25 protein-coding genes and 1 riboswitch are annotated in these 26,005 nt (G+C 71.8%); of the genes, 17 read left to right on the forward strand and 8 right to left on the reverse strand.

Translation table 11 applies throughout. The features are described 5' to 3' along the window. Positions 1 to 16: 16 nt before the first annotated feature. The 6 genes from ABZ128_RS11770 (at position 17) to ABZ128_RS11795 (ending at position 5,422) form a co-directional block, all read left to right on the forward strand. Positions 17 to 325, forward strand: a complete 309-nt coding sequence (locus ABZ128_RS11770) for a DUF2469 domain-containing protein (RefSeq protein ID WP_179178094.1) — start codon at positions 17 to 19, stop codon at positions 323 to 325. Between the two features lie 140 nt (positions 326 to 465). Beyond that, positions 466 to 837, forward strand: coding sequence for a YraN family protein (locus tag ABZ128_RS11775; RefSeq protein ID WP_356847739.1), 372 nt, complete (start codon positions 466 to 468; stop codon positions 835 to 837). After that, positions 837 to 2,471 carry a YifB family Mg chelatase-like AAA ATPase gene (locus tag ABZ128_RS11780; protein WP_356847741.1) on the forward strand — a complete coding sequence of 545 codons (1,635 nt, stop codon included), beginning with the start codon at positions 837 to 839 and terminating at the stop codon, positions 2,469 to 2,471. The genes ABZ128_RS11775 and ABZ128_RS11780 overlap by 1 nt, the downstream gene beginning before the upstream one ends. Further along, positions 2,468 to 3,766, forward strand: a complete 1,299-nt coding sequence (dprA, locus tag ABZ128_RS11785) for a DNA-processing protein DprA (RefSeq protein ID WP_356847742.1) — start codon at positions 2,468 to 2,470, stop codon at positions 3,764 to 3,766. Before ABZ128_RS11780 ends, dprA begins: the two co-directional genes overlap by 4 nt. A 209-nt stretch (positions 3,767 to 3,975) precedes the next feature. Then, positions 3,976 to 4,812 (forward strand): RNA polymerase sigma factor WhiG, encoded by an 837-nt coding sequence (gene whiG / locus ABZ128_RS11790; protein WP_356847744.1) that lies wholly within the window; start codon positions 3,976 to 3,978, stop codon positions 4,810 to 4,812. 52 nt (positions 4,813 to 4,864) lie between these two features. Beyond that, on the forward strand, positions 4,865 to 5,422 hold the full coding sequence (locus ABZ128_RS11795) for a TetR/AcrR family transcriptional regulator (protein ID WP_356847851.1): 558 nt from the start codon (positions 4,865 to 4,867) through the stop codon (positions 5,420 to 5,422). Between the two features lie 12 nt (positions 5,423 to 5,434). Here the strand turns inward: ABZ128_RS11795 and ABZ128_RS11800 are convergent, their stop codons facing one another. Beyond that, complete coding sequence (locus ABZ128_RS11800; RefSeq protein ID WP_356847745.1) at positions 5,435 to 5,902, reverse strand: M23 family metallopeptidase; 468 nt, start codon at positions 5,900 to 5,902, stop codon at positions 5,435 to 5,437. Positions 5,903 to 6,153: 251 nt separating this feature from the next. On the opposite strand from ABZ128_RS11800, the gene rpsB reads away from it, so the two are divergent. The 9 genes from rpsB to ABZ128_RS11845 all read left to right on the forward strand — a co-directional run bounded on the left by rpsB (position 6,154) and on the right by ABZ128_RS11845 (position 16,122). Beyond that, a complete protein-coding gene (rpsB, locus tag ABZ128_RS11805; RefSeq protein ID WP_356847746.1) occupies positions 6,154 to 7,032 on the forward strand; it encodes a 30S ribosomal protein S2 in 879 nt (292 codons plus the stop codon). A 135-nt stretch (positions 7,033 to 7,167) separates the two neighbouring features. Then, a complete protein-coding gene (gene tsf, locus ABZ128_RS11810) occupies positions 7,168 to 8,004 on the forward strand; it encodes a translation elongation factor Ts (protein WP_356847748.1) in 837 nt (278 codons plus the stop codon). Between the two features lie 163 nt (positions 8,005 to 8,167). Continuing rightward, positions 8,168 to 8,947 (forward strand): UMP kinase, encoded by a 780-nt coding sequence (gene pyrH / locus ABZ128_RS11815; protein ID WP_351777809.1) that lies wholly within the window; start codon positions 8,168 to 8,170, stop codon positions 8,945 to 8,947. An 85-nt stretch (positions 8,948 to 9,032) separates the two neighbouring features. After that, the gene (gene frr, locus ABZ128_RS11820) at positions 9,033 to 9,590 is read left to right on the forward strand and encodes a ribosome recycling factor (RefSeq protein WP_356847852.1); all 558 of its coding nucleotides are present in this window, start codon (positions 9,033 to 9,035) and stop codon (positions 9,588 to 9,590) included. After that, complete coding sequence (locus ABZ128_RS11825) at positions 9,590 to 10,669, forward strand: phosphatidate cytidylyltransferase (RefSeq protein WP_356847749.1); 1,080 nt, start codon at positions 9,590 to 9,592, stop codon at positions 10,667 to 10,669. The genes frr and ABZ128_RS11825 overlap by 1 nt, the downstream gene beginning before the upstream one ends. Before the next feature lie 270 nt (positions 10,670 to 10,939). Beyond that, positions 10,940 to 12,052, forward strand: coding sequence for a 23S rRNA (adenine(2503)-C(2))-methyltransferase RlmN (rlmN, locus tag ABZ128_RS11830; protein ID WP_356847750.1), 1,113 nt, complete (start codon positions 10,940 to 10,942; stop codon positions 12,050 to 12,052). A gap of 70 nt (positions 12,053 to 12,122) precedes the next feature. After that, positions 12,123 to 12,232, forward strand: a riboswitch (TPP riboswitch). Positions 12,233 to 12,317: 85 nt separating this feature from the next. After that, positions 12,318 to 13,421 (forward strand): thiamine ABC transporter substrate-binding protein, encoded by a 1,104-nt coding sequence (locus ABZ128_RS11835; protein ID WP_356847752.1) that lies wholly within the window; start codon positions 12,318 to 12,320, stop codon positions 13,419 to 13,421. A 59-nt stretch (positions 13,422 to 13,480) separates the two neighbouring features. Continuing rightward, positions 13,481 to 15,097 (forward strand): iron ABC transporter permease, encoded by a 1,617-nt coding sequence (locus ABZ128_RS11840; RefSeq protein WP_356847753.1) that lies wholly within the window; start codon positions 13,481 to 13,483, stop codon positions 15,095 to 15,097. Further along, positions 15,097 to 16,122 (forward strand): ABC transporter ATP-binding protein, encoded by a 1,026-nt coding sequence (locus ABZ128_RS11845; protein ID WP_356847755.1) that lies wholly within the window; start codon positions 15,097 to 15,099, stop codon positions 16,120 to 16,122. Before ABZ128_RS11840 ends, ABZ128_RS11845 begins: the two co-directional genes overlap by 1 nt. Here the strand turns inward: ABZ128_RS11845 and ABZ128_RS11850 are convergent. The 7 genes from ABZ128_RS11850 to ABZ128_RS11880 all read right to left on the reverse strand — a co-directional run bounded on the left by ABZ128_RS11850 (position 16,085) and on the right by ABZ128_RS11880 (position 23,070). Further along, positions 16,085 to 17,002: an EamA family transporter gene (locus ABZ128_RS11850; protein WP_356847756.1), complete on the reverse strand. Its 918-nt coding sequence runs from the start codon at positions 17,000 to 17,002 to the stop codon at positions 16,085 to 16,087. The two genes, ABZ128_RS11845 and ABZ128_RS11850, sit on opposite strands and share 38 nt — an antisense overlap. A 43-nt stretch (positions 17,003 to 17,045) precedes the next feature. Then, positions 17,046 to 17,960: a hypothetical protein gene (locus tag ABZ128_RS11855; RefSeq protein ID WP_356847757.1), complete on the reverse strand. Its 915-nt coding sequence runs from the start codon at positions 17,958 to 17,960 to the stop codon at positions 17,046 to 17,048. A 103-nt stretch (positions 17,961 to 18,063) separates the two neighbouring features. Further along, complete coding sequence (locus ABZ128_RS11860) at positions 18,064 to 19,155, reverse strand: Rossmann fold nucleotide-binding protein (RefSeq protein ID WP_356847758.1); 1,092 nt, start codon at positions 19,153 to 19,155, stop codon at positions 18,064 to 18,066. A 26-nt stretch (positions 19,156 to 19,181) separates the two neighbouring features. Further along, positions 19,182 to 20,255 (reverse strand): hypothetical protein, encoded by a 1,074-nt coding sequence (locus tag ABZ128_RS11865; RefSeq protein WP_356847759.1) that lies wholly within the window; start codon positions 20,253 to 20,255, stop codon positions 19,182 to 19,184. Beyond that, positions 20,237 to 21,043, reverse strand: a complete 807-nt coding sequence (locus ABZ128_RS11870) for an ATP-binding cassette domain-containing protein (protein WP_356847760.1) — start codon at positions 21,041 to 21,043, stop codon at positions 20,237 to 20,239. Before ABZ128_RS11870 ends, ABZ128_RS11865 begins: the two co-directional genes overlap by 19 nt. A gap of 158 nt (positions 21,044 to 21,201) precedes the next feature. Then, a complete protein-coding gene (locus tag ABZ128_RS11875) occupies positions 21,202 to 22,563 on the reverse strand; it encodes an aspartate aminotransferase family protein (protein WP_356847761.1) in 1,362 nt (453 codons plus the stop codon). 3 nt (positions 22,564 to 22,566) lie between these two features. Then, complete coding sequence (locus tag ABZ128_RS11880) at positions 22,567 to 23,070, reverse strand: Lrp/AsnC family transcriptional regulator (RefSeq protein WP_030298396.1); 504 nt, start codon at positions 23,068 to 23,070, stop codon at positions 22,567 to 22,569. 169 nt (positions 23,071 to 23,239) lie between these two features. On the opposite strand from ABZ128_RS11880, the gene ABZ128_RS11885 reads away from it, so the two are divergent. Together ABZ128_RS11885 and ABZ128_RS11890 are read left to right on the forward strand one after the other, a co-directional pair. Then, positions 23,240 to 24,679 (forward strand): gamma-aminobutyraldehyde dehydrogenase, encoded by a 1,440-nt coding sequence (locus tag ABZ128_RS11885; protein ID WP_356847762.1) that lies wholly within the window; start codon positions 23,240 to 23,242, stop codon positions 24,677 to 24,679. A 104-nt stretch (positions 24,680 to 24,783) separates the two neighbouring features. Next, complete coding sequence (locus ABZ128_RS11890; protein ID WP_356847764.1) at positions 24,784 to 25,965, forward strand: spermidine/putrescine ABC transporter substrate-binding protein; 1,182 nt, start codon at positions 24,784 to 24,786, stop codon at positions 25,963 to 25,965. The last annotated feature ends 40 nt before the right edge of the window (positions 25,966 to 26,005 follow it).

A 26,005-nucleotide genomic window follows, 5' to 3' on the forward strand; every position in this document is an offset into this window, starting at 1 on the left:
TGAAGGGGAACATGCCATGAGCGCCGAGGACCTCGAAAAGTACGAGACCGAGATGGAGCTGAAGCTCTATCGGGAGTACCGCGACGTCGTCGGGCTGTTCAAGTACGTGATCGAGACGGAACGTCGCTTCTACCTGACGAACGACTACGAGATGCAGGTGCACTCGGTCCAGGGGGAGGTGTTCTTCGAGGTCACCATGGCCGACGCCTGGGTGTGGGACATGTACCGGCCGGCCCGCTTCGTCAAGCAGGTACGGGTGCTGACCTTCAAGGACGTGAACATCGAGGAGCTCAACAAGACCGATCTGGAGCTCCCGGGCAGCTGATCCGCGGCGCGCGCGGCCGCTCGTTCCGGGGGCTGCGTCCCCCGCAGGGGTGAGCGGGTTGTCCACAACGGCCCGGCTGTCCACCAAGATCCACCGGGTGGACGGCCGCGCGGCATCGTCGGTACCGGAGGTGGTGCCGGATGAACGCGAAGGGCGTGGCACAGCAGGCATTGGGGCGGTACGGCGAGGAGCTCGCGGCCCGGCGGCTGACCGAGGCCGGGATGACGGTGATCGCCAGGAACTGGCGGTGCCGCAGCGGGGAGATCGACATCGTCGCGCGGGACGGGGACGCCCTCGTCGTGTGCGAGGTCAAGACCCGCCGGGCGGGGGAGTTCGAGCACCCCATGGCCGCCGTCCGCCCGGGCAAGGCCGAGCGGTTACGCCGGCTCGCCGGCCGCTGGCTCGCCGACCACGGCGGGCCGCCCGCGGGCGGGGTGCGCATCGACCTGGTGGGGGTCCTGCTGCCGCGGCGCGGTGCGCCCGTGGTGGAGCACGTCAGGGGGGTGGCCTGATGGGATTCGCACGGGCCTGCTCGGTGGCCCTGGTGGGTGTCGACGGCGTGGTGGTCGAGGTCCAGGCCGATCTGGAGCCGGGAGTCGCGGCTTTCACCCTGGTGGGACTGCCCGACAAGACGCTGGTCGAGAGCCGGGACCGGGTGCGGGCCGCCGTCGTGAACTCGGGGGCCGCGTGGCCGCAGAAGAAGCTGACGGTCGGGCTCAGCCCCGCCTCCGTGCCGAAAGCCGGCGCGGGCTTCGATCTGGCGGTGGCGGTGGCCGTACTGGGCGCCGCCGAGGTGCTCGACCCCGGGGTGATTGCCGACCTGGTGCTCATCGGGGAATTGGGGCTGGACGGCCGGGTGCGTCCGGTGCGGGGCATCCTGCCGGCGGTTCTCGCCGCCGCCGACGCCGGGTACCGCCATGTGGTCGTGCCCCAGCAGTGCGCCGCCGAGGCCATGCTCGTCCCGGACGTCTCCGTGCTCGGGGTGCGCAGCCTGCGCCAGCTGATCGCGGTCCTGACCGACGCCGCCGTACCGGAGGAGGATCTGCCGGAGCCGCCGGGGCGCCCGGACCCGATGCAGGCGGGCCTGGTGGTCCCGGGCGCGGGACTGGGGACGGGGATCTCCCGCGAGCGGGCCGGGGAGGGGGGCGCGCCGGACTTCCCCGACCTCGCCGACGTCGCCGGTCAGCACAGCGCCCGCAGGGCCCTGGAGGTGGCCGCTTCAGGGGGCCACCACCTCTTCCTCAGCGGGCCCCCGGGCGCGGGCAAGACGATGCTGGCCGAGCGGCTCCCCTGGGTCATGCCGCCGCTCACGCGGGAGGACTCCCTGGAGGTCACGGCCGTCCACTCGGTCGCGGGAATCCTGCCGCCCGGCGAACCCCTCGTCGCACGGCCCCCGTACTGCGCGCCCCACCACTCGGCCACCATGCAGTCCCTGGTCGGCGGCGGGGCCGGGGTGCCGAGGCCCGGGGCGGTCTCCCTGGCCCACCGCGGGGTGCTCTTCCTCGACGAGGCCGCGGAGTTCAGCGCCAAGGCGCTGGACGCGCTGCGCCAGCCCCTCGAATCGGGGCACGTGGTCATCGCCCGGGCCGCCGGGGTGGTCCGGCTGCCGGCGCGCTTCCTGATGGTGCTCGCGGCGAACCCGTGCCCGTGCGGGCGGCACACCCTGCACGGCACCGGCTGCGACTGCCCGCCCTCGGTGGTGCGGCGCTACCAGGCCAGACTGTCGGGGCCGCTGCTCGACCGGGTCGATCTGCGGGTGGCGGTCGAGCCCGTCACCCGCGCCGATCTGCTCGGAGGGGGCGGGCGCGGGGAGGACACCGCGGCCGTCGCCGACCGCGTGCAGGAGGCGCGCGAGCGGGCCGGTGCCCGGTTCACCGGCACGCCCTGGCGGCTCAACGCCGAGGTGCCCGGGCACGAGCTGCGGACCCGCTGGCAGGCCGCCCCCGGAGCGCTGGCCCAGGCCGAGCGGGACATGGAGCGCGGGCTGCTCACCGCCCGCGGACTGGACCGGGTCCTGAGGGTCGCCTGGACCGTGGCCGACCTGCGCGGCCGGGACCGGCCCGACGCGCTGGACATGGCGGTCGCCCTGGAGCTGCGGACCGGAGTGGCCCGCGGGGCGGCCCTGGCCACGGGGCCCGGGTCATGACCGGCCGCAGCCCCGGCGGGTCCGCCGACCCGCCGGCCGGGCCCGGCACCAGGGCGGGGCAGCCGCTCGAAGCGCCCGGGAGGCCGGGCGGACCGGGAGGTGCGCGGGGCGCGGAGGGGCCCGGTGTCCGGCCGGCGGACGAGAGGGAGGCCCGGGCCGCGCTGACGCGGGTGCTGGAGCCCGGCGAGGAGCACGGCGGTCGCTGGCTGCGCGAGCACGGCGCCGTCGGGCTGATGCGGCTGCTGACCGGCCCGGAGCCGGAGCCGGAGGTGCTGACCGGGGTGGGCCGGCAGCGGCTCGCGGGATACCGCAGACGGGCGGCGCTGGCCGATCCCGGGCGGGACCTCGCGGCTGCCGCTGCGTGGGGCGGCCGGTTCATCTGCCCCGGCTCGCCGCAGTGGCCGTCCCAGCTGGACGACCTCGGCGACGCCCGGCCCGTCGGCCTCTGGGTCCGGGGCCGCCCCGACCTGCGGACCTGGGCGCTGCGCTCGGTCGCCCTCGTCGGCGCCCGCGCCTGCACTCCGTACGGGGCGCACATGGCCCAGACCCTGGCCGCGGGCCTCGCCGAGCGGGGCTGGGTGGTGGTCTCCGGGGCGGCGTACGGGATCGATGCCGCCGCCCACCGCGGGGCGCTCGCCTCCGGCGGTGCCACGGCCGCGGTGCTGGCATGCGGGGCGGACGTGGCCTACCCCCGCGGGCACACCGAGCTCCTCGACCGGATCGCCGGGCAGGGGCTGGTGCTCGGGGAGCTGCCGCCCGGCAGCCACCCGACCGCCAGCCGGTTCGTCCTGCGCAACCGGGTCATCGCCGCCCTCACCCGGGGCACCGTCGTGGTGGAGGCGGCCCACCGCAGCGGATCCCTGGTGACCGCCCGGCGGGCCGCGCAGCTCGGCCGCTTCACCATGGGCGTGCCGGGGCCGGCCACCAGCGGGCTCTCCGCCGGGGTGCACGAGCTGCTGCGCGGGGAGGCGGTGCTCGTCACGGACGCCGCCGAGGTGGTCGAGCTGGTGGGCGGTATGGGCGAGCTGGCGCCCGAGCGGCGCGGCCCCGTGCTCGCCCGCGACCTGCTGCACCGGGACACCGCGCGCGTCCTCGAAGCGGTGCCCGCGGCCCGCCCCGCCGGGCTGGAGGAGCTCGCCCTCGCCGCGGGCACCGACACCGATGAAGTCATCGGCAGACTGTACGAACTTCACTCTCTGGGGTTCGTCGAACGGCAGGGCGACGGATGGCGGTTGACGCCGCGCCCGCGCGAGGGAGGCACACGAACCGGTGGCATCCGGCGAGGCGGTCATTGACCTGGGGTGTTCCGGTGAAAGAGTGAAGCCGATGAGAGACGCGGTCTTCCAGGTGGCAGCCGCCGGGACCGAGCGCCAGGCGCCGGTCCCGGGCCGCCCGCGCGAGCCGGACGGCCCCTGGGGCCCTGTGCGATCCCGTACTCTTCGCGCACCGCGACACTTCCGTCACGCTACGCTCCCAAGGAATCCGGCTCCGGCAAAGGCGAAGCATGCCCCAGCACACCTCAGGGTCTGACCGCGCAGCGGTGCCCCCCGCTGCCCGCGGCAGCGTGCGGTCCACCGCGCTCTCGTCCCTGGAGGCGCTGTGGCGCTCGTACAAGGAGACGGGCGACGAACGGCTGCGGGAGCAGCTGATCCTGCACTACTCGCCGCTCGTGAAGTACGTGGCCGGCCGCGTCAGCGTGGGGCTGCCGCCCAACGTGGAGCAGGCCGACTTCGTCTCGTCCGGGGTCTTCGGACTGATCGACGCCATCGAGAAGTTCGACATCGACCGGTCCATCAAGTTCGAGACGTACGCGATCACCCGGATCCGCGGCGCGATGATCGACGAGCTGCGGGCGCTGGACTGGATCCCCCGCTCGGTCCGGCAGAAGGCGCGCGCCGTGGAGCGGGCGTACGCCACGCTCGAAGCCCAGTTGAGGCGCACGCCGACCGAGCACGAGGTCGCGGGCGAGATGGGCATCGGTGTGGAGGAACTCCACACGATCTTCAGTCAGTTGTCGCTGGCGAACGTGGTCGCCCTGGAGGAGCTGCTGCACGTCGGGGGAGAGGGCGGCGACCGCCTGTCGCTGATGGACACCCTGGAGGACACCGCCGCCGACAATCCGGTGGAAGTGGCCGAGGACCGGGAGCTGCGCCGGCTGCTGGCCCGGGCCATCAACACGCTGCCCGAGCGCGAGAAGACCGTCGTGACCCTCTACTACTACGAGGGCCTGACCCTGGCCGAGATCGGCAACGTGCTCGGTGTGACCGAGAGCCGCGTCAGCCAGATCCACACCAAGTCGGTGCTCCAACTCCGCGCGAAACTGGCGGATGTAGGGCGGTGACATTGCGGGACATCCGTAGAGTGGATGCGTGCCCAGGATTCGAGCGGCCTCCGTGGCCGAGCACCGGTCGATGCAGCGCGGCGCCCTGCTGGACGCCGCGCGCGCCCTGTTGTCCGAAGGCGGGACGGAAGCGCTGACCTTCCCCGCCCTGGCGGAGCGGACCGGCCTGGCCCGCTCCTCCGTGTACGAGTACTTCCGCTCCCGCGCGGCCGTGGTCGAGGAGCTGTGCGCGGTGGACTTCCCCGTCTGGGCCGCCGAGATCGAGGCCGCCATGGCCGCGGCGCCGACACCGGAGGCGAAGATCGAGGCGTACGTGCGCAGCCAGCTGGAGCTGGTGGGGGACCGGCGCCACCGGGCCGTGGTGGCGATCTCGGCCAGCGAGCTGGACGCGGGAGCCCGGGAGAAGATCCGCGCCGCGCACGGGCAGCTGGTGGAGATGATCGTGGAGGCCCTCGGGGCCCTCGGCCAGCAGCAGCCCCGGCTCGCCGCGATGCTGCTCCAGGGCGTGGTCGACGCGGCGGTGCGGCGGATCGAACTGGGCGCCGCCGAGGACCCGGACCAGGTGACGGAGACCGCGGTCTCCATGGCCCTGCGGGGCGTCCGGGGCTGAAGCCCGCTGACCTCAGGACGCGCCGGGGTCCGCCGCGGGCAGCAGTCTCGGCGTCGGGCGGGGCAGGAGGCCCAGCGGGTTCAGGTAGGTCTCGCCCGACAGCAGGCCCCAGTGCAGGCACGGCTCCCCGCAGTGGGAGCCCTCCGTCAGGACGGCCACCACCTGGCCCGCCGTGACCTGCTCGCCCTCGGAGACGAGCGGCCGGACCGGTTCGTACGTCGTGCGCAGACCGCCCGGGAGGGTCAGGGACAGCACCCCCCGCCCGGCGACCAGCCCCGCGTAGTGGACCCGGCCCGGGCCCACCGCGCGGACCTCGGTCCCCACCGGGGCGGCCAGGTCCACACCGCGGTGGCCCGCCGCGTACGGGGTCGGCGGCGGGTCCCACCAGCGGGCCACCACCAGTGGGGGCGGGAGCGGGCGGGCCCCCGGCGCGAGCGCCTGCGCCAGGGTCAGTAGCAGCGTGAGCAGCAGTGTCGTCATGCTCGGAAGGGTCCCGCGTGCGCGCGGGGCGGGTCCGGGGCTGTGGACGGACGGCCGGGTGTGGACAACGGCGTCACCTGGCATACCGCCCGGTCCCGTACACTTCTTGTGGCGATCCGGGTCACCGGGTCGACTTCGCACGCCCCAGCACCTGCCGCTCAGGCGGGGTGCGAGCGCCTCTCGGTCCCCTTTTCGGGGGCAGGGCGCGTCCGGGCGTCAGGAACCAGAACCGAGAAACCAAGGAGATGGCCATGGCCGTCGTAACGATGCGGGAGCTGCTGGAGAGCGGCGTCCACTTCGGTCACCAGACCCGTCGCTGGAACCCGAAGATGAAGCGCTTCATCTTCACCGAGCGCAACGGCATCTACATCATCGACCTGCTCCAGTCGCTGTCGTACATCGACCGCGCCTACGAGTTCGTCAAGGAGACCGTTGCCCACGGCGGCTCCATCATGTTCGTCGGTACGAAGAAGCAGGCCCAGGAGGCCATCGCCGAGCAGGCGACCCGCGTCGGCATGCCCTACGTCAACCAGCGCTGGCTGGGCGGCATGCTCACCAACTTCTCCACCGTCTACAAGCGCCTCCAGCGTCTGAAGGAGCTTGAGGCGATCGACTTCGAGGACGTCGCCGCCTCGGGTCTCACCAAGAAGGAGCTCCTGGTCCTCTCCCGCGAGAAGGCCAAGCTGGAGAAGACCCTCGGTGGTATCCGCGAGATGTCGAAGGTCCCCAGCGCCGTCTGGATCGTCGACACAAAGAAGGAGCACATCGCCGTCGGTGAGGCGCGCAAGCTCCACATCCCGGTCGTCGCGATCCTCGACACCAACTGCGACCCCGACGAGGTCGACTACAAGATCCCGGGCAACGACGACGCGATCCGCTCCGTCACCCTGCTCACCCGCGTGATCGCCGACGCCGTCGCCGAGGGCCTCATCGCCCGCTCCGGCGCTGCGACCGGTGACTCGAAGCCGGGCGAGAAGGCCGCCGCCGAGCCGCTCGCCGAGTGGGAGCGCGACCTGCTGGAGGGCGAGAAGAAGGCCGACGAGGCCGCCCCCGCCGAGGCCGCTGCCGAGGCCCCCGCTGCCGAGGCCCCCGCCGCCGAGGCGCCGGCCGCCGACGCCGAGCAGGCCTGACCCACTGAGAGCGCCCGGCGTTCACGCGCCGGGCACTCGCAGCACGGACGATGACGGCGGGGGAGCCGCGCCACGAGCGCGCCTCCTCCGCCGTTCACCCGTAGATCTACGACTTCGAGAGAGAATCACAGACTCATGGCGAACTACACCGCCGCTGACGTCAAGAAGCTCCGCGAGCTCACCGGCGCCGGCATGCTGGACTGCAAGAACGCGCTGGTCGAGGCCGACGGTGACGTCGAGAAGGCCCAGGAGGCCCTCCGCATCAAGGGTCAGAAGGGCGTCGCCAAGCGCGAGGGCCGTTCTGCCGAGAACGGTGCCGTCGTCTCCCTGATCGCCGACGACAACACCTCCGGTGTCATCGTCGAGCTGAAGTGCGAGACGGACTTCGTCGCCAAGGGCGAGAAGTTCCTGGCCGTCGCCAACCAGCTGGCCGCGCACGTCGCCGCCACCTCCCCGGCCGACATCGAGGCGCTGCTCGCGTCCGAGATCGAGCCCGGCAAGACCGTCACCGCCTTCGTCGACGAGGCGAACGCCAACCTCGGCGAGAAGATCGTCCTGGACCGCTTCGCGCAGTTCACCGGCGGTTACGTCACGGCGTACATGCACCGCACCATGCCCGACCTGCCGTTCCAGATCGGTGTCCTGGTCGAGCTCGACAAGGAGAACGCCGAGGTCGCCCGCGGCGTCGCGCAGCACATCGCCGCGTTCGCCCCGCAGTGGCTCTCCGCCGAGGACGTCCCGGCCGAGAAGGTCGAGTCCGAGCGCCGCATCGCCGAAGAGGTCACCCGCGCGGAGGGCAAGCCCGAGGCTGCCATCGCCAAGATCGTCGAGGGTCGCGTCAACGGCTTCTTCAAGGAGGCCACCCTCCTCGGCCAGCCGTACGCCCTGGACAACAAGAAGTCCGTCCAGAAGGTCCTGGACGAGGCCGGTGTCACCCTGAAGCGCTTCTCGCGCATCAAGGTCGGCATCTGAGTCCGTCCGTACAACGACGGACACCGGACCCCGGTAGGGTCTGAAGCAGTCGTCCGCGTGCGCGCGGAACGACCGCAGATCTGACGAGGAGGCCATTGCCGCAGAGGGAACCGCGAGGACCCACCGGCAATGGCCTTCTTCGTATGTGCACGAGGAGATCTCCATGAATCAGGGCGTGGACCCCCACACCGCTTCCGACGACAAGAGCGACCACGACAAGAAGGGCCGCCGCTTCATGCTGAAGCTGTCCGGCGAGGCCTTCTCCGGCGGTGGAGGACTGGGCGTCGACCCCGACGTCGTCCATGCCATCGCCCGCGAGATCGCCGCGGTGGTCCGCGACGGCGCGGAGATCGCCGTCGTGATCGGCGGCGGCAACTTCTTCCGCGGCGCCGAACTCCAGCAGCGCGGCATGGACCGCGCCCGGTCCGACTACATGGGCATGCTCGGCACCGTCATGAACTGCCTCGCCCTCCAGGACTTCCTGGAGAAGGAAGGCATCGACTCCCGTGTGCAGACGGCCATCACCATGGGCCAGGTCGCGGAGCCGTACATCCCGCTGCGCGCCGTGCGCCACCTGGAGAAGGGCCGCGTCGTCATCTTCGGCGCCGGTATGGGCATGCCGTACTTCTCCACCGACACCACGGCCGCCCAGCGCGCCCTGGAGATCGACGCCGAGGCCCTGCTCATGGGCAAGAACGGTGTCGACGGCGTCTACGACTCCGACCCCAAGAAGAACCCCGACGCGGTGAAGTTCGACGCGCTGGAGTACGGCGAGGTGCTCTCCCGCGACCTCAAGGTCGCCGACGCCACCGCGATCACGCTGTGCCGTGACAACAAGCTGCCGATCCTGGTGTTCGAACTGCTCGCCGAGGGCAATATCGCCCGCGCCGTCAAGGGTGAGAAGATCGGCACGCTCGTCAGCGACCAGGGAACCCGGGCCTGAGCAGTCCGCCGCCGGGCCCGGCCCTGCGCGGCCGGGCCCGCCCCGCCCGCCTGAACCATCCATTCAAGACATGCAGGAGCACGTGGTGATCGAAGAAATCCTCCTCGAAGCCGAGGAGAAGATGGAGAAGGCCGTCGTCGTCGCCAAGGAAGACTTCGCCGCGATCCGCACCGGTCGTGCGCACCCGGCGATGTTCAACAAGATCGTGGCGGACTACTACGGCGCCATCACCCCCATCAACCAGCTCGCGTCCTTCTCGGTGCCCGAGCCGCGCATGGCCGTGGTGACCCCGTTCGACAAGAGCGCCCTGCGCAACATCGAGCAGGCCATCCGCGACTCCGACCTGGGGGTCAACCCCAGCAACGACGGCAATATCATCCGGGTGACCTTCCCCGAGCTGACGCAGGACCGCCGCAAGGAGTACATCAAGGTCGCGCGGACCAAGGCCGAGGACTCCAAGGTCTCCATCCGCTCCATCCGCCGCAAGGCGAAGGACGCCCTCGACAAGCTCGTCAAGGACAAGGAGTCCGGCGAGGACGAGGTGCGCCGCGCGGAGAAGGAGCTCGACGACACCACCGCGAAGTACGTCGCGCAGGTGGACGAGCTGCTCAAGCACAAGGAAGCCGAGCTCCTCGAAGTCTGATGAACGACTCTCCCTGGGCCACGGAGCCGGTTCCGGCGGGTCCCGCATACGATGCGCTGGTGGGCCCGCACACTCGGCCCATGCCCATCGTTCCCGATGCCGCCGGCCGTGACTTCGACGACCGGGAAGCACGCGACCGGGGGGCCGCCGCCGACGGCGGCCCCCCGGTCCGCGCCGAGATGCCGCCGCAGGAGCCCATGCCCAGCCCCCCGCCTCCGCCTTCGCAGGCACCGCACAGCGACTCCCCTCCGCCTCCGCCGAAGAAGCGGGCGGGGCGGGACCTGCGTGCCGCCATAGGGGTCGGCGTCGGCCTCGGTGCGGTGATCGCCGCTTCGCTGTTCATCGTCAAGGCCGTCTTCGTCGGCGTGATCGTCGTGGCGGTCGTCGTGGGCCTGTGGGAGCTCACCTCCCGGCTCCAGGAGAAGAAGGGCATCAAGGCGCCGCTCGTCCCGCTGGCGATCGGCGGCGCCGCCATGGTCATCGCCGGATACGTCCGGGGGGCCGAGGGCGCCTGGGTGGCCATGGCCCTGACCGCATTGGCGGTCCTGGTCTGGCGGATGACGGAGCCGCCGGAGGACTACCTCAAGGACGTCACGGCGGGCGTCTTCGCGGCCTTCTACGTGCCGTTCCTGGCAACCTTCGTCGCGATGCTGCTCACCGCGGACGACGGCCCGCAGCGGGTGATCACCTTCCTGCTGCTCACGGTGGTCAGCGACACCGGGGCGTACGCGGTGGGCTGGCGCTTCGGCAAGACCAAGCTCGCGCCGCGCATCAGCCCCGGAAAGACCCGCGAGGGCCTGTTCGGCGCGGTGGCCTTCGCCATGGCGGCCGGCGCCCTGTGCATGGAGTTCCTGATCGACGGGGGCGCCTGGTGGCAGGGCCTGCTGCTGGGGCTCGCCGTCGCGGTCAGCGCCACGCTGGGCGACCTCGGCGAGTCGATGATCAAGCGGGACCTGGGCATCAAGGACATGGGGACGCTGCTGCCCGGCCACGGCGGCATCATGGACCGGCTCGACTCCCTGCTGCCGACCGCCCCGGTGGTGTGGCTGCTGCTGGCGGCCTTCGTGGGTACGGGCTGATCCCTGCTGCCGGGCCACGGCGCCCTGCGGCGGAGCCGCATATCGGACACGGCATGGACCGGCTCGACTCCCTGCTGCCGACCGCCCCGGTGGTGTGGCTGCTGCTGGCGGCCTTCGTGGGTACGGGCTGATCCCTGCTGCGATCCGCCCCGGCGAGGCGGCTGCCGCCGGCGGCCTCCGCCGGCACCGGCTGAACCCCGGCTGGGCGGTTACCCTTGAAAGGCGCGCTGCTTCTGCGGCGCGCCTTTCGTCTTACGAGGAGTACCTGCCATGGCCCGCCCCGTCCCGGGAGAGCTCACCTTCGTCGCCCCCCGTGGAGCCAAGAAGCCGCCCCGGCACCTCGCCGACCTCACCCCCGAGGAGCGGCGCGAGGCGGTCGCCGCAATCGGCGAGAAGCCGTTCCGGGCCAAGCAGCTCTCGCAGCACTACTTCGCCCGCTACGCGCACGACCCGGCGCAGTGGACGGACATCCCCGCGGGCTCCCGCGAGAAGCTGCAGCAGGAGCTGCTGCCCGAGCTGATGAACGTCGTCCGGCACATCTCGTGCGACGACGACACCACCCGCAAGACCCTGTGGAAGCTGCACGACGGCACGCTCGTCGAGTCGGTGCTGATGCGCTACCCCGACCGGGTCACCATGTGCATCTCCTCGCAGGCCGGCTGCGGCATGAACTGCCCGTTCTGCGCCACCGGCCAGGCCGGCCTGGACCGCAACCTCTCCACCGCGGAGATCGTCCACCAGATCGTCGACGGCATGCGCGCCCTGCGCGACGGCGAGGTCCCCGGTGGTCCGGCCCGGCTGTCGAACATCGTCTTCATGGGCATGGGCGAGCCGCTGGCCAACTACAAGCGGGTCGTCGGCGCCATCCGCCGCCTGACCGACCCCGAGCCCGACGGCCTCGGCCTGTCGCAGCGCGGCATCACCGTCTCCACCGTGGGCCTGGTCCCCGCGATGCTGCGCTTCGCCGACGAGGGCTTCAAGTGCCGCCTCGCGGTCTCGCTGCACGCCCCGGACGACGAGCTCCGCGACACCCTCGTCCCCGTGAACACCCGCTGGAAGGTCCGCGAGGTCCTCGACGCGGCCTGGGAGTACGCCGAGAAGTCCGGCCGCCGGATCTCGATCGAGTACGCCCTCATCCGCGACATCAACGACCAGGCGTGGCGGGGCGACCTCCTCGGCCGGCTGCTCAAGGGCAAGCGCGTCCACGTCAACCTGATCCCGCTGAACCCGACGCCCGGCTCGAAGTGGACGGCCTCACGCCCCGAGGACGAGAAGGCCTTCGTGGAGGCCATCGCCCGCCACGGCGTGCCGGTGACCGTCCGTGACACCCGAGGTCAGGAGATCGACGGCGCCTGCGGCCAGCTCGCGGCCTCGGAGCGCTGACCGGACCACTGGGTTCCGGGGCCGGTCGCCCGGAATCGGCCACGGGGTACCCTGTGGCCGAACCAATTGCATATTCCGACAGGGGAGCGCCACAGCGCTGAGAGTGCGGTAACCGTCATCCGCAGACCCTCTGAACCTCGCCCCGGTCATTCGGGGTAGGAAGTTCGGTCATCACTCAAGCTGTTGCGCCCTGCCCGGTGCCCGCTCGGACAGAGCGCCGGGCAGGGCCGCGTCTTCTCCTGGTCATCCCAGGAGGAATACACCAGTGAGCACCACCAGGAAGATCGCGGGCACCGTGCTCGCGGCCGCGCTCGGCGTCACGTCGCTGAGCGCCTGCGGCAGCGACGCGAAGGACGAGCCGGCGGCCGGCGGCACGAGCAGCGCGCCGAAGTCGAAGACCGTCACCCTCGTCTCGCACGACTCCTTCAACGTGACCGAAGCGGTCCTCAAGGAGTTCGAGCAGCAGAGCGGCTACACCGTGAAGGTCCTGAAGTCCGGGGACGCGGGCGCCGCGCTCAACCAGGAGATCCTCACCAAGGGCTCCCCGCGCGGCGACGTCTTCTTCGGCGTCGACAACACGCTGCTCTCGCGCGCGCTCGACAACGGCATCTTCACCCCGTACGAGGCCAAGGGCCTGGGCGAGGTCAAGCCGGAGTACGTGCTCGACAAGGAGCACCGGGTCACCCCGGTCGACTCGGGCGACATCTGCGTCAACTACGACAAGGCGTACTTCGCCGACAAGAAGATCGCCCCGCCGCAGACGCTGGACGACCTGGTCAAGCCGGAGTACAAGAACCTGCTGGTCACCGAGAACGCGGCGACCTCCTCGCCCGGCCTCGGCTTCCTGCTCGCCTCCGTCGGCAAGTACGGCGAAGACGGCTGGAAGGACTACTGGAGCAAGCTGAAGGCCAACGGCGTCGAGGTCGTCGACGGCTGGGAGCAGGCCTACAACGAGCGCTTCTCGGGCTCCGCGGGCGGCAAGAAGGCCAAGGGCGACCGCCCGCTGGTCGTCTCCTACGCCTCCAGCCCGCCGGTCGAGGTCCTCTACGCCGACCCGCAGCCGGCCGAGGCCCCGACGGGCGTCGCGACGGGCACCTGCTTCCGCCAGGTCGAGTTCGCCGGCCTGCTGAAGGGGGCGAAGAACGAGGAGGGCGGCAAGGCGCTCGTCGACTTCCTCATCGGCAAGAAGTTCCAGGAGGACATGCCGCTCCAGATGTTCGTGAACCCGGTGGTCAAGGACGCGAAGCTGCCGGAGCTGTTCACGAAGCACGGCGTGGTGGTCGAGAAGCCGGAGAACGTCGCCCCGGACACCATCGCCAAGAACCGTGAGCAGTGGGTCAGGACATGGTCCTCGCTGGTCGTGAAGTAGGACGCGAGAGCGCTCCTGCACACGAGGGCGTACGCGGTACGGCCGTCAGGCTCGCCCTGATGGCCGTGCCCCTCGTCTTCTTCGGCCTGTTCTTCGCCTACCCCGTGGTCGCGATCGTGGGCCGCGGGGTCAAGACCGACGCGGGCTGGCAGCTCGGCCGGATCGGGGAGGTGCTGGCCCGACCCGACATCGCCGACGTGCTCTGGTTCACCACCTGGCAGGCGCTCGCGTCCACGGTTCTCACGCTGCTGGTCGCGCTCCCCGGCGCCTACGTCTTCGCGCGCTTCGAGTTCCCCGGCAAACAGCTGCTGCGGGCGCTGGTCACCGTGCCGTTCGTGCTGCCGACCGTGGTCGTCGGCACGGCTTTCCTGGCGCTGGTCGGCCGAGGCGGGCTGCTGGACGAACTGTGGGGTGTCCGGCTGGACACCACCGTCTGGGCGATCCTGCTCGCCCACGTCTTCTTCAACTACGCCGTCGTCATCCGGACGGTGGGCGGGCTGTGGGCGCAGCTCGACCCGCGCCAGGAGGAGGCCGCCCGGGTGCTGGGCGCCGGCCGGTTCGCGGCCTGGCGGCAGGTGACGCTGCCCGCGCTGGGGCCCGCGGTGGCCGCCGCGGCGCTCATGGTCTTCCTGTTCACCTTCACCTCCTTCGGCGTCGTGCAGATCCTGGGCGGCCCCTCGTACTCCACGCTGGAGGTGGAGGTCTACCGGCAGACGGCCCAGCTGCTGGACCTGCCAACGGCCGCCGTCCTGACGATGGTGCAGTTCGCGGCGGTGGGCGTCGTCCTCGCCGTGCACGCCTGGACCGTGCGCCGGCGGGAGACGGCCCTGCGGATGGTGGACCCGGCGCGGACCGCGCACCGCCCCGGCGGCCCGGGGCAGCGGGCGCTGCTGGGCGCGGTGCTGGCGACGGTGGCGCTGCTGATCGTGCTGCCGCTGGGCGTGCTGGTCGAGCGGTCCTTCGACGCGCCCGGCGGGTACGGGCTGGGCTTCTACCGGGCGCTGCAGGACGCGAGCGGCGGCACCTTCCTCGTACCTCCGCTGGAGGCGATCGGGAACTCCCTGGAGTACGCGCTGGCCGCCACCGCCATCGCCGTCGTGATCGGGGGACTCGCGGCGGCGGCGCTCACCCGGCGCGGAGGCCGCTTCGTGCGCGGGTTCGACGCGCTGCTGATGCTGCCCCTGGGGGTGTCCGCGGTGACGGTGGGCTTCGGGTTCCTGATCACTTTGGACGAGCCGCCGCTCGATCTGCGCACCTCGTGGATCCTGGTGCCGCTCGCGCAGGCGCTGGTGGGCGTGCCGTTCGTCGTACGGACCATGCTGCCCGTGCTGCGTGCCGTGGACGTACGGCTGCGCGAGGCCGCCGCCGTGCTCGGGGCGTCCCCGCTGCGGGCCTGGCGGGAGGTGGACCTGCCGCTGGTGCGGCGGGCGCTGCTGATCGCGGCCGGGTTCGCCTTCGCTGTCTCGCTGGGGGAGTTCGGGGCGACCGTGTTCATCGCCCGGCCGGACCGGCCGACCCTGCCGGTGGCCGTGGCCCGGCTGCTGGGGCGGGCCGGTGAGCTGAACTACGGGCAGGCGATGGCCCTGAGCACGATTCTGATGCTGGTGTGTGCGGTGTCCCTGCTGGTGCTGGAGCGGCTGCGACCCGACAAGACCTCGACCGCAGGGGAGTTCTGATGACGTTGCTCGAACTGGCCGGGGTCACGGTCCGCTTCGGCGAGCGCGCCGTCGTCGACTCCGTGGACCTCCGGGTCGCCGAGCACGAGACCGTGTGCGTACTGGGGCCGAGCGGCAGCGGCAAGTCCACGCTGCTGCGGGTCGTCGCCGGGCTCCAGCCCCTCTCGTCCGGGCGGGTCCTGCTGGGCGGAGCGGACCAGGAGCGGGTGCCGGTGCACCGGCGGGGGGTGGGCCTGATGTTCCAGGACCACCAGCTGTTCCCCCACCGCGATGTCGCCGGGAACGTGGCGTTCGGCCTGCGGATGCGCGGCTCGGCGCGCGGCGCCGCGTACGGGGACCGGGTCGCCGGGCTGCTGGAGCTGGTCGGCCTGCCCGGGGCCCAGCGCCGGTCGGTGTCCTCCCTGTCGGGTGGTGAGCAGCAGCGGGTCGCCCTGGCCCGGGCGCTGGCCCCCTCGCCGCGGCTGCTGATGCTGGACGAACCGCTCGGGCAGCTGGACCGGGGGCTGCGCGAGCGGCTGGTGGTGGAGCTGCGGGAGCTGTTCTCCCGGCTGGGGACCACGGTGCTGGCCGTCACGCACGACCAGGGGGAGGCGTTCGCCCTGGCCGACCGGGTGGTGGTGATGCGCAACGGGCGGATCGCCCAGGCGGGCACCCCGCTGGAGGTCTGGCAGCGGCCCGCTTCGGAGTTCGTGGCCCGGTTCCTCGGCTTCGAGAACGTGGTCCCGGCGACGGTGTCGGGCGGCGCCGCGGTGACGGCCTGGGGCAAGGTCCCGGTTCCGGCGGGAGCCCCCGAGGGGGAGCGGCGGCTGCTGATCCGCCCGGCCGGGGTCGTCCTCGTCGGTGACGGCCTGCACTGCGAGGTGCTCTCCCGTACCTTCCGCGGCACCCACGTCGCGCTGCGGCTGCGGCCGGAGGCGGGCCCGGAGCTGGAGGCCGAGTGCGGGCTGGACGGTGCCCCGGCGGTGGGTGAGCGGGTGGCGGTGTCCTTCACCCCGTCCGAGGTGGTCGTCCTCCCGGCGCCGTAGCCGCGCGGGTGGGGCTGCGGCGCAGGGCTCCCAGGTAGACCCCGGCGAGGATCAGCGGCGTTCCCAGCAGCAGCGTGGCCGTGAGCGGTTCGTCGTCCAGCCAGGCCGAGGCCACGATCGTGACGACCGGGACCACGACGAAGGCGTACGCCGCCCGTGACGCGCCCCACCGCTGGATGACCAGCAGGTAGCTCACGAAGACCAGGATCGAGCCCGCCACCACCAGATAGGCCAGCGCCCACCAGGTGGTGGCCCGCACCGGCAGCACCCGGTGGTCGCCCGCGAGGAACGAGCCCGCGAACAGGGCGACGGCGCCGGCCGCCATGGCGACCGCGTTCATCGCCACCGGATGGACCTTCGGGAGCCGCTCCGCCAGGACGGCCGCCTGCGCGAAGCACAGCACGGCGCCGAGGAGGGCCAGGAATGCCGGGAGCGGGGCCGAGCCCTGGAGGGGAGCCCGGGAGATCACCGCGACCCCGGCGACGGCGCACAGCGTGCCGAGGAGTGCCACCGCGCGCAGCCGTTCCTGCCCCTCCAGTACGGAGAGCAGGAGGGTGACCAGCGGCACCAGGGCGAGCACCGTCTGGCCCAGCCCCGCGTGGATGTCCTCCAGGGCGTAGTAGGTCAGCGCGAAGGTGAGGCCGAAGTTCAGCAGCCCGAAGAGCACCGCCCCGGCCAGCGCCCTCCCGCGCGGCCACGGGAGGCGCCGCGCGGTCATGACGAGGACCAGCAGCAGGGCCGCCGCCCCGAACCGGACGGCGGCGCTCCACAGGGCGTCGAGCTCGCGGACGCAGAGCCTGATGCCGACGGCGTTGCCCCCGGCGAGCACCGAGCCCGCCACGAAGCAGCCCGTCGCCACCCGGTCGCGGCGGGGGTCCATGCCCCCACGGTAGGCGGCCCCGCGGGCGCCCGCCGCGCGGTGCCTAGCGCACGGACACCGGCTCGGGCGCCGGGGCGGCCTCGGCCTCGGCCTCGGGGGCTTCGTGGTTGCCGTACCAGGCCACGGCGACGGCCCCGGTCACGGCGAGGACGAAGCCGAGTACGGCCAGCCAGGCGAGGCCAGGCCGGGAGGCGTCGCCCAGCCAGAGGACGCCGATCGCACCCGGCAGGACGGTCTCGCCGACGACCAGCGCGGCCGTCGCCCCGTTCACCGAGCCGATCTGCAGGGCCACCGTGTGCAGGTACATGCCGCCGACCCCCGCCAGCAGGATGGCGTAGAGGGCCGGGTCCGCGAGCAGCGTGCCCGGGTCGAAGGGGTCGATGCCGTCGAGGATGCGGACCCCGACGCCCAGGGCGCCGAAGGCCAGGCCGGACAGCAGACCCGCCAGGATCGCGGCCCGGCCGCCCAGCAGACGTACGGCGACCGTGCCGCCCGCGATGATCAGCAGGGTCACGGCGAACAGCCACCAGTGCGTGGCCGCGGGGGCGTGGTGGCCGCCCTCGTGGCCCGCCGCCGTCGCCAGGAGCACCAGCGCCGCGCACACCACCCCGATCGAGGCCCACTCCTTGCGGGTGAGCCGGATGCCCAGCATTCTGACGCTGAGCACGGCCGTGATCACCAGGTTGGCGCTGATCACCGTCTGGGAGAGGAACAGCGGCAGCAGCCGGGCCGCCAGGGCACCCAGCCCGAAGCCGACGAAGTCCAGGATCGTGCCGACGATGAACTCCCAGGTCATCGCGGCTTTCGCGGTGGAGGACAGGTTCGGGCCGCCGTGCGCGGTCGTCCCCGCGTCGGCCGGGGTCGCCCGGGCGGCCCTGCGCGAGCCCACGGCTTGCAGGACAGATCCCGTGCCGTAGCAGATGGACGCCGCGACAGCGGTCAGCAGGCCTATGAGCACCGGGGGCTCCGTTCACTTCTGGCAGGTAGTGCGGTACCTCTGCCAGACGCGAGAACGGGGCCCGACGTTGCCTGGAGGCGCCGGCGTATTGTCCGGCGGTGCGTCAGCCCATGGCGGCGAGCGCCGCCGGGACCTCGTCCACCGAGTCGACCAGCGCGATCCGCGACTGCATGCCGCGGCCGCGCGCCAGCGCCTGGAGCAGCGGCCAGGCGGGCAGGTGCTCGGTCCAGTGCGTCCGCCCGACCAGCACCATCGGGGTCGGCTCGCCGCGCGAGGCGTAGTAGTTCGGGGTGGCGTTGTCGAAGATCTCCTGCACGGTGCCGGCCGCGCCCGGCAGGAAGACGACGCCCGCCGTGGACCGGGCGAGCAGCCCGTCCTCCCGGGTGGCGTTCGCGAAGTACTTGGCGATGTGGCCCGCGAAGGCGTTCGGCGGCTCGTGCCCGTAGAACCAGGTCGGGATCCCCACCGAGTCACCACCCGCCGGCCAGCGCTCCCGTACGGCGAACGCCGCCCGGGCCCAGTCGGACACGGAGGGCGCGAAGGAGGGTGCCTTCGCCAGCAGCTCCAGCGCCTCCGGCAGGGCGTCGTCCGGGGCGGGGGCCAGGTACGCGCCGAGGTTGGCCGCCTCCATGGCGCCCGGGCCGCCGCCGGTGGCCACCGTGAACCCGGAGCGGGACAGCGCCCGGCCCAGCTCCGCCGCGCCGCGGTAGTCCGCGCCGCCGCGGGCCATGGCGTGGCCGCCCATGACACCGATGACCCGGGCGCCGGCGAGGTGTTCGTCGAGGGCGTCGGAGATGGCGTCGTCGTGGATCGAGCGCAGCATCGAGGAGAAGACGTCGCCGTCCGCCTTGGTCTCCTGGAACCAGGCGTACGCCTGGGCGTCCACGGTGGCCTCGTAGCCGGAGGAGAGACCCGCGAACAGCTCCTCGGCCGTGTAGAGCAGGCCCCGGTACGGGTTGAACGGCAGGTCGGGGACCGGCGGGAAGACCAGTGCGCCGTCCGCGCGCACCTTCACCGCGGCGTCGGGCTCCATCGCGCAGCCCAGGAAGACGGCGGCGGAGGTGTCGGCCGACAGCAGGGCGAAGGTGCGCTCCAGCAGGTTGACCGACTGGATCCGGAAGCCGCTGAGCGAGCCGCGGGCCACGACCTGGTCGAATTCGGCGAGCGTCTCGATCTCGATGTCTGCGTTGACCATTCGGCCCACCCTAAGGGCTGGCCGGGTCAGCGGGTCAGCGCCAGCGACGTCAGCTCCGCCACACCCCAGCTGAACGGCACGCACACGGCCAGCAGTGCCGAAGCCCGCAACACGGCCGCCGAACGCAGGAGTCCGCCTGCCGTCCCGAGGTCGAGCAGGGCCGCGCGGGTGGCGGCCCGGGCCTGGCGCACGTCCACCGCCGATGTGAGCAGAGTCGCAGCCGCGCACAGCACCACCAGGGCCGCGGCCGCCCCGCTGAGCGGGCCGAGCGGGGCGGGGCCGCCGCCCGCCGCGCGCAGGGCCGAGACGGTGAGGGCTCCCGCGCCCACGGCGCACAGCACCCCGAGGGGACGTCCGATCCCGGGCGCCTCCTCCTGAAGGGCCCGCCCGGCCAGCAGCCGCAGCGCGCCCGGGCGGAGCGCCTGGAGCAGCGTGCCGCAGGCGTAGGCCAGTCCGGGCCCGGCGCAGCCGAGCCCGGCGGCGGTCAGCGCCCAGCCGGCCGCCATGCCGAGGCCGCCCGGGCCCGTGTACGCCTCGACGGCGAGCCCGCAGGCGGTGAGGGCGACGCCCCACGGCAGCCCGGTCTGCGGGGGCTGCGGGGTGCGCGGGCGCAGGGCGAGGGCGGTGGCGGCCGCGGCGGTCAGGGGGACCAGGGCCAGGAGGGTGAGGGCACCCGCCACGGGCAGCGGCTGCCCGGCGTGCAGCAGACGGGCTCCGGCCCCGTCGAAGGGGAGCCCGGTGAGCTCGCCCCGCAGGTGCAGGAAGGCGGCCAGGGCCAGGGCGCTGCCCAGGGTGCAGGAGAGGGCGGTGGAGAGGGCGGCGGCGAGGGCGAGCCGTACGGGTCCCAGTCCGACGGCGTCCATTCCCTCCCGGGGCCGCGTGGCCGGGTCGGCCTTGGCGACGGCGACCGCGAACTGCACGGTGACGGCGAGCGGCACCAGGGCCCACACCAGCCGCGGGAACGATCCGGCAGGCCGGTCCACGGCTCCGGCGAGCACGTACAGCAGCAGGAAGCCGGTACCGGCGCAGGCGCCCGCCACCAGCAGCCTGCGCAGCTGGACGAGCGGGCGGGAGCCGCGGGCTAGGCGGAGAGCGAGCACGCGGCCTGGCCCTCCGGGGTGTCGTCGGGCGGGCCGCCGAGGCCGGTGAGGGCGCTGACGGCGGCCGCGGTCCCGGCGGAGCGGCCGTCGAGGAGGGCGATGCTGCGGTCGGCGGTGGCCGCGGCCTCCTCGTCGTGGGTGGCCAGCAGGACGGTGATGTCGTGGGAGCGGGCCGCGGTGGTGAGCGTACGCAGCAGCAGGGCGCGCTCGGCCCGGTGCAGCGGGGCGGTCGGTTCGTCGGCGAAGACCACCGCCGGCTCGTTGACCAGGGCCCGGGCCAGGGCGACCCGCTGGCACTCCGCGCGGGTGAGGGCGCCGGGGCGCCTGCGGGCGAAGCCGCCGATGTCGAGGCGGTCCAGCCAGGCGCAGGCGGCGCGTTTGGCGGTGCGGTGTGATGCCCCGGCGAGCAGCAGGGGCAGGGCGGCGTTCTCCCACACGGTGAGCTCCGGCAGCAGCCGGGGCTCGGGGCCGATCCACCCGAAGCGGTCGCGGCGCAGTCGTTCGCGGGCCGGCGCCCTCATGGTGTGGAGGGGCACGCTGTTGAACCAGATCTCGCCCTCGTCGGGGACGAGCTGCCCGGCCAGACAGCGCAGCAGGGTCGTCTTGCCGCTGCCGCGCGGACCGGTCAGGGCCAGGATCTCGCCCTGGCGGACGCCGACCGAGACCCCGATGAGGCCCGGAGAACCTCCCCCGGACTTCGTCCGGGGGGACCCCCTGTGGGAGTAGTGAACGGACCGTGCCCAGAGGACGTCGTTGTCCGGTGGGGCGTTGTCCGGTGGAGCCACCATGGCGTACACCTCCGTCCGGGGGAACGAAGCGGAGCCCGCTGAAGTCACTGGCGCCGCAATGAGATGTAAAGAGACAAACGTCCCGGAGGCGGACGGCACGCGGCCCGGACCCCTCGTTCTCACCTGAACGGAGGATCCGGGCCGCGTGGCCGGACGCTTTAGAGCTTGGTCCACGCCTCGGTGAGCACCGTGCGCAGGATGCCTTCGATCTCGTCGAAGGTGCCCTGGTCCGCGATCAGCGGCGGGGCCAGCTGGATGACCGGGTCACCCCGGTCGTCGGCCCGGCAGTACAGGCCGTTGTCGAAGAGCGCCTTGGACAGGAAGCCGTAGAGCACGCGCTCGGTCTCCTCGTCCGTGAAGGACTCCTTGGTGACCTTGTCCTTGACGAGCTCGATGCCGTAGAAGAAGCCGTTGCCGCGGACGTCGCCGACGATCGGCAGGTCGTGCAGCTTCTGCAGCGTCTTGAAGAAGGCGTCCTCGTTGTCCAGCACGTGCTGGTTGAGGCCTTCCTTGTCGAAGATGTCGAGGTTGGCGATCGCCACCGCGGAGGACACCGGGTGTCCGCCGAAGGTGTAGCCGTGCAGGAAGGTGTTGTCGCCCTTGTAGAACGGCTCGGCGATGCGGTCCGAGACGATGCAGGCACCGATCGGGGAGTAGCCCGAGGTCATGCCCTTGGCGCAGGTGATCATGTCCGGGACGTAGCCGAACTTGTCACAGGCGAACATCGTGCCGAGGCGGCCGAAGGCGCAGATCGTCTCGTCGGAGACGAGGAGCACGTCGTACTCGTCGCAGATCTCGCGGACCCGCTGGAAGTACCCGGGCGGCGGCGGGAAGCAGCCGCCGGCGTTCTGCACCGGCTCCAGGAAGACGGCGGCGACGGTGTCGGCGCCCTCGAAGAGGATCTGCTGCTCGATCTGGTCGGCGCACCAGCGGCCGAAGGCCTCGGGGTCGTCGCCGTGGATCGGGGCGCGGTAGATGTTGGTGTTCGGCACCTTGTGCGCGCCGGGGACCAGCGGCTCGAAGGGGGCCTTCAGGGCCGGCAGGCCGGTGATGGACAGGGCGCCCTGCGGGGTGCCGTGGTAGGCGACCGCACGGGAGATGACCTTGTACTTGGTGTGCTTGCCCTGCAGCTTGTAGTACTGCTTGGCGAGCTTCCACGCGGTCTCCACGGCCTCACCGCCACCGGTGGTGAAGAAGACCTTGTTCAGGTCGCCGGGGGCGTAGTCGGCGAGGCGCTCGGCCAGCTCGACGGCCTTGGGGTGCGCGTACGACCACACGGGGAAGAACGCGAGCTCCTGGGCCTGCTTGTAGGCGACCTCGGCCAGTTCCTTACGGCCGTGACCTGCGTTGACCACGAACAGTCCGGCGAGACCGTCCAGGTAGCGCTTGCCCTTGTCGTCGAAGATGTAGGTGCCCTCGCCCCGCACGATGGTGGGGACGGGGGAGTTCTCGTACGACGACATGCGGGTGAAGTGCATCCACAGGTGGTCGTACGCGGTCTTGGAGAGGTCCTGGCTCACGGGCTATCGAGTTCCCCACATGTAGGTCTGCTTCTTCAGCTTCAGGTAAACGAAGCTTTCGGTGGATCGCACGCCGGGGAGCGCGCGGATCTTCTTGTTGATCGTCTCCAGCAGGTGGTCGTCGTCCTCGCAGACGATCTCCACCATCAGGTCGAACGAGCCCGCGGTCATGACCACGTACTCGCATTCGGCCATCTGGGTCAGTGCGTCGGCCACCGGATCGAGGTCTCCCTCGACGTTGATGCCGACCATGGCCTGGCGTCGCAGGCCCACGGTGAGCGGGTCGGTGACGGCGACGATCTGCATGACGCCCTGGTCGAGCAGCTTCTGCACGCGCTGGCGCACTGCTGCTTCCGACAGGCCCACGGCCTTGCCGATCGCTGCGTAGGGACGGCGCCCGTCCTCCTGCAGTTGCTCGATGATCGCCAGGGACACAGCATCGACCGAAGGGGACGGTTGTCTGTTCCTGGAATCTGCGCTTCGACTGACCACGACTTCACTGTGCACGAGGAGTCGTCTGTTCCGCAAGACGGAATCGATGAAATCCGTTGTCTGTGACTGTGGATCTCACTGATTTCGTAGTTCGTGGCGTCTGGCCCTGTCGAAAGCGTCCGCCGAGGGGCTAGGCTTGGGATTCGTCTCAATCGTTGGACATGTGATCAGGAGTGTGGCTGTAGTGACCACCGAACTGCGTCGTCTGCGCAACTACATCGGCGGAGAGTTCAAGGACGCCGCCGACGGGCGGACCACCGAGGTGGTCAACCCCGCCACCGGCGAGGTGTACGCCACCGCCCCGCTCTCCGGCCAGGCAGACGTCGACGCCGCCATGGCGGCGGCAGCGGCGGCCTTCCCGGGCTGGCGCGACACCACCCCGGCCGAGCGGCAGAAGGCCCTGCTGAAGATCGCGGACGCCTTCGAGGCGCGCGCGGACGAGCTCGTGGCCGCCGAGTCGGAGAACACGGGCAAGCCGCTGGGCCTGACGGCCAGCGAGGAGCTGCCCCCGATGGTGGACCAGATCCGCTTCTTCGCGGGTGCGGCCCGTCTCCTGGAGGGCCGCTCGGCCGGCGAGTACATGGACGGGATGACCTCGATCATCCGCCGTGAGCCGGTCGGCGTCTGCGCCCAGGTGGCGCCGTGGAACTACCCGATGATGATGGCCGTGTGGAAGTTCGCCCCGGCCATCGCCGCGGGCAACACCGTGGTGCTCAAGCCCTCGGACACCACCCCGGCCTCCACCGTCCTGATGGCGGAGATCATCGACTCGATCCTGCCCAAGGGCGTCTTCAACGTCATCTGCGGTGACCGCGAGACCGGCAAGGCCATGGTCGAGCACCGCACCCCGGCGATGGCCTCCATCACCGGCTCGGTCCGCGCGGGCATGCAGGTCGCCGAGAGCGCCTCGAAGGACGTCAAGCGCGTCCACCTGGAGCTCGGCGGCAAGGCCCCCGTCGTCGTCTTCGAGGACGCCGACATCGCCAAGGCCGTCGAGGACATCGCGGTCGCCGGCTACTTCAACGCCGGCCAGGACTGCACCGCCGCGACCCGGGTGCTCGTGCACGAGTCCATCCACGACGAGTTCGTCTCCGCGCTCGCCAAGGCTGCCGCGGACACCAAGACGGGCCAGCCGGACGACGAGGACGTGCTCTACGGCCCGCTGAACAACCCGAACCAGCTCAAGCAGGTCGCGGGCTTCATCGAGCGCCTCCCCGCCCACGCCAAGGTCGAGGCGGGCGGCCACCAGGTCGGTGAGAAGGGCTACTTCTACGCCCCGACCGTGGTCTCCGGCCTGAAGCAGGACGACGAGATCATCCAGAACGAGGTCTTCGGCCCCGTCATCACCGTCCAGTCCTTCGCCGACGAGGCCCAGGCCCTGGAGTACGCGAACGGCGTCGAGTACGCCCTCGCCTCCTCCGTGTGGACCAAGGACCACGGCCGCGCGATGCGGATGTCCAAGAACCTCGACTTCGGCTGCGTGTGGATCAACACCCACATCCCGCTCGTCGCCGAGATGCCCCACGGCGGCTTCAAGAAGTCCGGCTACGGCAAGGACCTCTCCGCCTACGGCTTCGAGGACTACACCCGCATCAAGCACGTCATGACCTCGCTCGACGGCTGATCCCCCCTCGGGGGGCCGCACCGGGCACCCGAGGATCTTGAAGGGGCGGGCAGTAGACAATGTGTCTATTGCCCGTCCCTTCGTGCGTACCCGAGGCTCTCCCCATGCCTGAACTCCCCTTCTCCCGCCGCGCGGTGCTGCGCGGCATCGGTGCCGCGGGCCTGACGGCCGCATCCCTCACCGGCTGCGGCGTGCCCGCCGCCTACGTCCCCGAGGGCCGACGGGGAGGGCAGGACCGCTCCGGCCGGGAGCGGAGCGTCTTCTTCTCCAACTGGCCGCTCTACATCGACACCGACGAGGAGGACGAGGAGCGCCGCCCGACGCTGGCCGCCTTCACGGAGCGCACCGGGATCGAGGTCCGGTACACCGAGGAGATCAACGACAACGACGAGTTCTTCGGCAAGGTCAGCCCTGCCCTGATGAACCACCAGGACACCGGCCACGACCTGGTGGTGGTCAGCGACTGGATGGCCGCCCGCTTCGTCCACCTGGGGTGGGCGCAGAAGATGGACCGCTCGGTGCAGCCGAACGTGGCCCAGCACCTCGACCCCCAGCTGCGCGCGCCCGCCTTCGACGAGGGCCGCGTGCACACCGTGCCCTGGCAGTCCGGGATCACCGGAATCGCCTACAACCGCAAGGTCCTGGGCCGGGAGATCAAGTCGGTGGCCGACCTGTGGCATCCGGACCTGGCCGGCAAGGTCACGCTGTTCTCCGGTCTCGACGAGTCTTTCGCCCTGCTGATGCAGGGCAACGGCGTGGACGTCACCCGGTGGACCGAGTCCGACTTCCACCGGATGTGCGACCAGGTGGAGCGCATGGTGAAGCAGAAGCACATCCGCCGCTTCACCGGCAACGACTACACCTCCGACCTGAGCAAGGGTGATGTGCTGGCCTGTCAGGCCTACTCCGGTGACGCCATCCAGCTCCAGGCCGACAACCCCGACATCGAGTTCGTCGTCCCCGAGGAGGGCGGCGAGCTGTGGGCGGAGAGCCTGCTCGTCCCCAACCTCGCCCGGCACAAGGCCAATGCCGAGGCCCTGATCGACCACTACTACGCCCCGGAGGTGGCCGCGGAGCTCGCCGCCTCCGTCAACTACGTCTGCCCGGTGCCGGCCGCCCGTGAGGTCCTGGCCGCCTCCGCCGACCGGGAGACCGCCGAACTGGCCGAGAACCCCCTGATCTTCCCCGACGAGGAGATGCGCAGGCGCCTCGCGGTGGCCCGGGACATCTCCTCGGCCGAACGCCGCTCCCTCGCCAGGCGCTGGAACGCCCTCGTCGGGGTGTGACCACCGCCATGCGGCAAGATCTGAACATGTTCAGGATTTT

This window comes from Streptomyces sp. NPDC006326, assembly GCF_040612915.1.
GTDB lineage: Bacteria > Actinomycetota > Actinomycetes > Streptomycetales > Streptomycetaceae > Streptomyces.

Excerpts from the sequence above, each read along its gene's own strand:
- ABZ128_RS11770 (WP_179178094.1), top strand. The coding sequence starts at position 17 with ATGAGCGCCGAGGACCTCGAAAAGTACGAGACCGAGATGGAGCTGAAG.
- ABZ128_RS11775 (WP_356847739.1), top strand. The coding sequence starts at position 466 with ATGAACGCGAAGGGCGTGGCACAGCAGGCATTGGGGCGGTACGGCGAG.
- ABZ128_RS11780 (WP_356847741.1), top strand. The coding sequence starts at position 837 with ATGGGATTCGCACGGGCCTGCTCGGTGGCCCTGGTGGGTGTCGACGGC.
- dprA (WP_356847742.1), top strand. The coding sequence starts at position 2,468 with ATGACCGGCCGCAGCCCCGGCGGGTCCGCCGACCCGCCGGCCGGGCCC.
- whiG (WP_356847744.1), top strand. The coding sequence starts at position 3,976 with ATGCCCCAGCACACCTCAGGGTCTGACCGCGCAGCGGTGCCCCCCGCT.
- ABZ128_RS11800 (WP_356847745.1), bottom strand. The coding sequence starts at position 5,902 with ATGACGACACTGCTGCTCACGCTGCTACTGACCCTGGCGCAGGCGCTC.
- rpsB (WP_356847746.1), top strand. The coding sequence starts at position 6,154 with ATGGCCGTCGTAACGATGCGGGAGCTGCTGGAGAGCGGCGTCCACTTC.
- tsf (WP_356847748.1), top strand. The coding sequence starts at position 7,168 with ATGGCGAACTACACCGCCGCTGACGTCAAGAAGCTCCGCGAGCTCACC.
- pyrH (WP_351777809.1), top strand. The coding sequence starts at position 8,168 with ATGAATCAGGGCGTGGACCCCCACACCGCTTCCGACGACAAGAGCGAC.
- ABZ128_RS11825 (WP_356847749.1), top strand. The coding sequence starts at position 9,590 with ATGAACGACTCTCCCTGGGCCACGGAGCCGGTTCCGGCGGGTCCCGCA.
- rlmN (WP_356847750.1), top strand. The coding sequence starts at position 10,940 with ATGGCCCGCCCCGTCCCGGGAGAGCTCACCTTCGTCGCCCCCCGTGGA.
- ABZ128_RS11840 (WP_356847753.1), top strand. The coding sequence starts at position 13,481 with ATGGCCGTGCCCCTCGTCTTCTTCGGCCTGTTCTTCGCCTACCCCGTG.
- ABZ128_RS11845 (WP_356847755.1), top strand. The coding sequence starts at position 15,097 with ATGACGTTGCTCGAACTGGCCGGGGTCACGGTCCGCTTCGGCGAGCGC.
- ABZ128_RS11850 (WP_356847756.1), bottom strand. The coding sequence starts at position 17,002 with ATGGACCCCCGCCGCGACCGGGTGGCGACGGGCTGCTTCGTGGCGGGC.
- ABZ128_RS11860 (WP_356847758.1), bottom strand. The coding sequence starts at position 19,155 with ATGGTCAACGCAGACATCGAGATCGAGACGCTCGCCGAATTCGACCAG.
- ABZ128_RS11870 (WP_356847760.1), bottom strand. The coding sequence starts at position 21,043 with ATGGTGGCTCCACCGGACAACGCCCCACCGGACAACGACGTCCTCTGG.
- ABZ128_RS11890 (WP_356847764.1), top strand. The coding sequence starts at position 24,784 with ATGCCTGAACTCCCCTTCTCCCGCCGCGCGGTGCTGCGCGGCATCGGT.